At 31.6% G+C, this 4,893-nt stretch carries 8 protein-coding genes and 1 tRNA gene; 3 read left to right on the top strand and 6 right to left on the bottom strand.

Annotated features, from left to right (window positions below; translation table 11 throughout):
* Positions 1-492: aminotransferase class I/II-fold pyridoxal phosphate-dependent enzyme (locus tag ABWO04_RS09790; RefSeq protein ID WP_353079531.1), on the top strand; the 492-nt coding region annotated here is incomplete at its 5' end.
* 62 nt (positions 493-554) lie between these two features.
* On the opposite strand, the gene ABWO04_RS09785 is transcribed toward ABWO04_RS09790, so the two are convergent.
* The 4 genes from ABWO04_RS09785 to msrA form a co-directional block, all read right to left on the bottom strand.
* Positions 555-827 carry a type II toxin-antitoxin system YafQ family toxin gene (locus ABWO04_RS09785; protein ID WP_353079530.1) on the bottom strand — a complete coding sequence of 91 codons (273 nt, stop codon included), beginning with the start codon at positions 825-827 and terminating at the stop codon, positions 555-557.
* Entirely contained in the window at positions 827-1,021 is a 195-nt protein-coding gene (locus ABWO04_RS09780; RefSeq protein WP_353079529.1) for a hypothetical protein, read from the bottom strand. Before ABWO04_RS09780 ends, ABWO04_RS09785 begins: the two co-directional genes overlap by 1 nt.
* Positions 1,022-1,098: 77 nt before the next feature.
* Entirely contained in the window at positions 1,099-1,398 is a 300-nt protein-coding gene (locus ABWO04_RS09775; protein WP_353079528.1) for a hypothetical protein, read from the bottom strand.
* A gap of 185 nt (positions 1,399-1,583) precedes the next feature.
* Positions 1,584-2,222: a peptide-methionine (S)-S-oxide reductase MsrA gene (gene msrA / locus ABWO04_RS09770; protein WP_353079527.1), complete on the bottom strand. Its 639-nt coding sequence runs from the start codon at positions 2,220-2,222 to the stop codon at positions 1,584-1,586.
* 122 nt (positions 2,223-2,344) lie between these two features.
* Here msrA and ABWO04_RS09765 point away from each other — a divergent pair, with 122 nt between their 5' ends.
* Both ABWO04_RS09765 and ABWO04_RS09760 read left to right on the top strand, forming a co-directional pair.
* Complete coding sequence (locus ABWO04_RS09765) at positions 2,345-3,013, top strand: ABC transporter ATP-binding protein (RefSeq protein WP_353079532.1); 669 nt, start codon at positions 2,345-2,347, stop codon at positions 3,011-3,013.
* 1 nt (position 3,014) lies between these two features.
* Positions 3,015-3,779, top strand: coding sequence for a TIGR02757 family protein (locus tag ABWO04_RS09760; RefSeq protein WP_353079526.1), 765 nt, complete (start codon positions 3,015-3,017; stop codon positions 3,777-3,779).
* A gap of 8 nt (positions 3,780-3,787) precedes the next feature.
* Here the strand turns inward: ABWO04_RS09760 and ABWO04_RS09755 are convergent.
* A tRNA-Ala gene (locus tag ABWO04_RS09755) sits at positions 3,788-3,861 on the bottom strand.
* A gap of 69 nt (positions 3,862-3,930) precedes the next feature.
* On the bottom strand, positions 3,931-4,893 hold a 963-nt coding region (gene sucC / locus ABWO04_RS09750; RefSeq protein ID WP_353079525.1), incomplete at its 5' end, for an ADP-forming succinate--CoA ligase subunit beta.

The following is a 4,893-nucleotide window of genomic DNA, read 5'->3' as shown; positions in this document are numbered from 1 at the left end:
GTTTCGAAAAGATTTAGTATGTGTGGTGCAAGAATTGGTTGTGTGGTTTCTAAAAATGCTGAGTTTATGGCAACTGCAATGAAATTTGCACAAGCACGATTGAGTCCACCAACATATGCTCAAGTAGCCAGTGAGGCAGCATTAGATACTCCACAAAGTTATTTTGATGAAGTAATTACTGAATATGTTGACCGAAGAAATACGTTAGTGCAAGAAATGGAAAAAATTGAAGGCGTTACTATTGCTAACCCAAAAGGTGCTTTTTACTGTATTGCTAAATTACCAGTTAAAAACGCAGATAACTTTGCACAGTGGCTTTTAGAAGAATATGATTTTAATGGCGAAACGGTTATGGTAGCTCCGGCAGCTGGCTTCTACTCTACTCCAGGTGTTGGATTAGATGAAATAAGAATGGCTTACGTGTTGAAAAAAGAAGATTTAATTAAATCTGCTCAAATATTAAAAGAAGCATTAAAGGTTTATAAAGATTAAGTTTCTATTTATATAAAATAAAAAATCCCGCTAATTGCGGGTTTTTTTTATGCTTCTTTGTTTTAAAACAAATCACTATGAGTGCCTGTATTGGTGAATAAAAGAGTTAGTTCTTGATCATTTTGCATCCAAATTAAAAGCCAATCTCCTTTAATATGACATTCCCAACAATTTTCATAGTTCCCAGATAATTTGTGAGGCTTATACTTTTCAGGTAACTTTCCTGTATTTGAAAGAATAGAAATTACTTTTTGTATAAGTTCCATATTGTAGCCTCGTTTTTTGCAAAGTTTTAATTCTTTTTCAAAACGATTTGTAGTAATAATAGTGTACATTAACTCAAAACCTTTTCAAAAAGGTCATTAGCATCTTTATATTTTTTAACACGACCTTTTTTAACATCTTCCAAAGACATTTCTATAGCCGATTTTTTTGAAACCGTTTTAAAAACTCCAATAGATAAAATATAATCAATTGTTTTTTTTGCAATTGGATTTTTAGCGTCGAATTTTAAAGTTATTTCTGCCATAATTTTAATTTAATCATACAAATATACAAAAAATTGAATATGCTGTAAAACAGCAGATTATTATTTAATTGAAAATACTATGCTTCTTTTCTAATAATGTAGGTGTAAAACCAAGTAATCGTAAACGTTGGAATGATATCTGTAAACGGAATTAACTCTTCAATAGTACCAAACAAACCAGCAATTTTTCCAACTGTGCCTTTATACATTACAACCAAAAGTAATCCTGAGATAGGTGCCCATATGATATCCAAAGATTCTGCAAAAACAGGCACGATATAGGACAACATTCCAATACCATCAAAAATAAGACTTAGTATCAGCTTTGTTTTTTTGTCGCTTTTATTTACAATCGTTGGTTGAGGTTCTTGATTCATATTTTTATGATATTTTATTGAATACTAAGATACGAATTTATTTCAAAAACTGATAGCTATCACAATAATTAAACACATAGGAACATAGAAAGGGTTATAATAAATTAAGTAGCTTCGCTATACATAGAAAAACATAGATTGGCAATCTTTTTACTTTTACCCTTTACCCAAAACCTTTCACCCTATTACTTTAACTTACTCTTGTAATACTTTCTCAATTTATCTAATTTCGGTGCGATAACATACTGACAATAGCCTTGCTCTTTGTTTTGATTGTAATAATTTTGATGATAGTCTTCCGCTAAATAAAAAACACCCGCTTCTTCAACTTGTGTAACAATTGGATTTGCGTATAATTTTTCTTTTTCAATCAATTGAATGTAAGCTGTTGCTTTTGTTTTCTGTTCTTGAGAATGATAAAAAATCGCACTTCTGTATTGTGTTCCCACATCTGCGCCTTGTTTATTTAACGTAGTGGGATCGTGAGTAGCAAAAAATATTTCTAATAAATCCTCATACGCCACTTCTTTCGGATTAAATGTAATTTGAATGCCTTCCGCGTGTCCTGTAGTTTCGTTACATACTTCGCGATAAGCTGGATTTTTAATAAAACCACCTGTAAATCCAGAAACAATTTTCTCCACTCCTTTTACTTCTAAAAAAACGGCTTCTGTACACCAAAAGCAACCTCCGGCAAACGTTGCCACTTGTACACTATCATTCATAATTTCTTTTTTAACCTCCATTTTTTTATCTGTTAGTTGTGTTTTATTTCCACACGAAAAAAAACTCAAAACAGTACTAATTAATACAATATAGTTCATCTTTTTTTATCAAATTTAGACAATAATACTTTACGATTAGCCAATTTAACGTTACTTTTAGATTTGTACAGCAAAGATTTTAATATTCACAAATTCTTTGTTTCTTTGTACAAATTGATATGATGATTAAAGCGAACAATATTAATAAACATTATGGAGATTTACACGTTTTAAAAAATGTAAGTCTGCAAATCCAAAAAGGCGAAATTGTTTCTATCGTAGGACCTTCGGGTGCTGGAAAAACAACCTTGTTACAAATTTTAGGTACTTTAGATGTATTGGATAAAAAAGACAATGCGTCCAGTTCGTTATTAATTAATGAAACTTCAATTATCGATTTAAAAGATGCTGAATTATCTAAATTTAGAAATTTAAATTTGGGTTTTATTTTTCAATTTCATAAATTATTGCCCGAATTTACGGCACTAGAAAACGTTTGTATTCCTGCTTTTATTGCTAATAAATCGAAAAATGAAGTAGAAATAGAAGCCAAAAAACTGTTAGAATATTTGGGATTATCCCACAGAATACATCACAAACCAAATGAACTTTCTGGTGGAGAACAACAACGTGTGGCAGTAGCAAGAGCTTTAATTAATAAGCCCGCTGTAATTTTTGCAGATGAACCTTCAGGAAATTTAGATCATATTTCGGCAGAAAATTTACATCAACTATTTTTTAAATTGCGAGACGAGTTTGGTCAAACATTCGTAATTGTTACTCATAATGAAGATTTGGCAAATATGGCCGATAGAAAATTAGTAATGGTTGACGGCGTGTTACAAAGCTAAGATGACTACTGAAGAATTAAAAAGTTTATTAGACGAAAAAGTACTGTTGTACAACAATAAAAATTTTATTGAATCGGATCCCGTTCAAATTCCGCATTTGTACACACAAAAGGAAGATGTTGAAATTGCTGGATTTTTAGCTGCAACAATTGCTTGGGGAAATAGAAAAATGATTATTTCGAATTCGCATAAACTTATGCAAATTATGGGAAATTCGCCTTATGATTTTGTAATGAATCATAAAGAAATCCATTTAGAGAAATTATCTAATTTCGTACATCGTACCTTTAATGCTACTGATGCTGTTACTTTTATAAATGCGTTACAACATATTTATAAGAACAATTCCGATTTAGAAAGTGTATTTTCCAAACATATTGAAAATAATTCGACTCAAAAAAGCATATCCGAATTTAAGAAAACCTTTTTTGAAATTCCACATTTGCCTCGGACACAAAAACACATTTCAGATCCCTTAAATGGTTCAGCCGCCAAAAGAATTAATATGTTTTTACGTTGGATGGTACGAAATGATGCGAATGGTGTGGATTTAGGGATTTGGAAAACCATTCCTACAGCTGCTTTATCTTGTCCGTTAGATGTACATTCAGGTAATGTTGCAAGGAAATTACTTCTGCTAACTCGAAAACAAAATGATGCAAAAGCCTTATTTGAATTGGATACTAATTTAAGAAAATTAGACGCCAATGACCCTGTAAAATACGATTTTGCTTTGTTTGGGTTAGGCGTTTTTGAAGGGTTTTAAAATTATAGTGGAGAATACCGGATTCGAACCGGTCGCCTCTACGCTGCCAGCGTAGCGCTCTAGCCAAATGAGCTAATCCCCCTTTACTTTTCAAATATAAAAAAAATCCCGACCTAAGTCGGGATAAATATATAAAATAAAAATAATTTTATTAAGATAAAGCTGCTTTTACTTGGTCAGCCGCTTCTTGAAACTGAACTGCTGATAAAATTGGCATACCTGAATTATCAATTAATTCTTTTGCAATTTCTGCGTTTGTACCTTGTAAACGAACAATAATTGGCACTTTAATAGCATCACCCATATTTTTATAAGCATCAACTACACCTTGTGCTACTCTATCGCAACGTACAATTCCACCAAAAATATTAATTAAAATAGCTTTTACATTCGCATCTTTTAAAATAATACGGAAAGCGGTTTCAACACGTTTTGCATCTGCAGTTCCTCCTACATCTAAGAAGTTTGCCGGTTCAAAACCAGCATATTTAATTAAATCCATAGTAGCCATTGCTAAACCAGCACCGTTTACCATACATCCAACCGTTCCATCTAAATCAACATAATTTAAACCAACTTCTTTCGCTTCAACTTCAATAGGATTTTCTTCACGAACATCACGCATTTCAGCTAAATCTTTATGACGGAATAAAGCATTATCATCTAAATCAACTTTAGCATCAACTGCAATAATTTTATTATCTGACGTTTTTAAAACTGGATTAATTTCAAACATAGTTGCGTCTGAACCAATGTAAGCTTTATATAAAGCATCTACAAATTTTACCATTTCTTTAAATGCCTCACCTGATAAACCTAAATTAAAAGCAATTTGTCTTGCTTGAAATCCTTGTAAACCAACTGAAGGATCGATTTCTTCAGTAAAAATTAAATGCGGTGTATGTTCAGCCACTTCTTCAATATCCATTCCACCTTCTGTAGAATACATAATCATATTACGACCTTTACCTCTATTTAATAAAACAGACATATAAAATTCTTTTGTTTCAGATTCACCTGGATAATATACATCTTCAGCAATTAAAACTTTATGAACTCTTTTTCCTGTTGGAGGTGTTTGAGGCGTAATTAAATCCATACCAATAATTTGACC

The sequence above is a fragment of the Flavobacterium sp. genome (genome assembly GCF_040382755.1).
Taxonomy (GTDB): Bacteria; Bacteroidota; Bacteroidia; order Flavobacteriales; family Flavobacteriaceae; genus Flavobacterium.
This window is presented reverse-complemented; position numbering and strand designations above follow the sequence as displayed.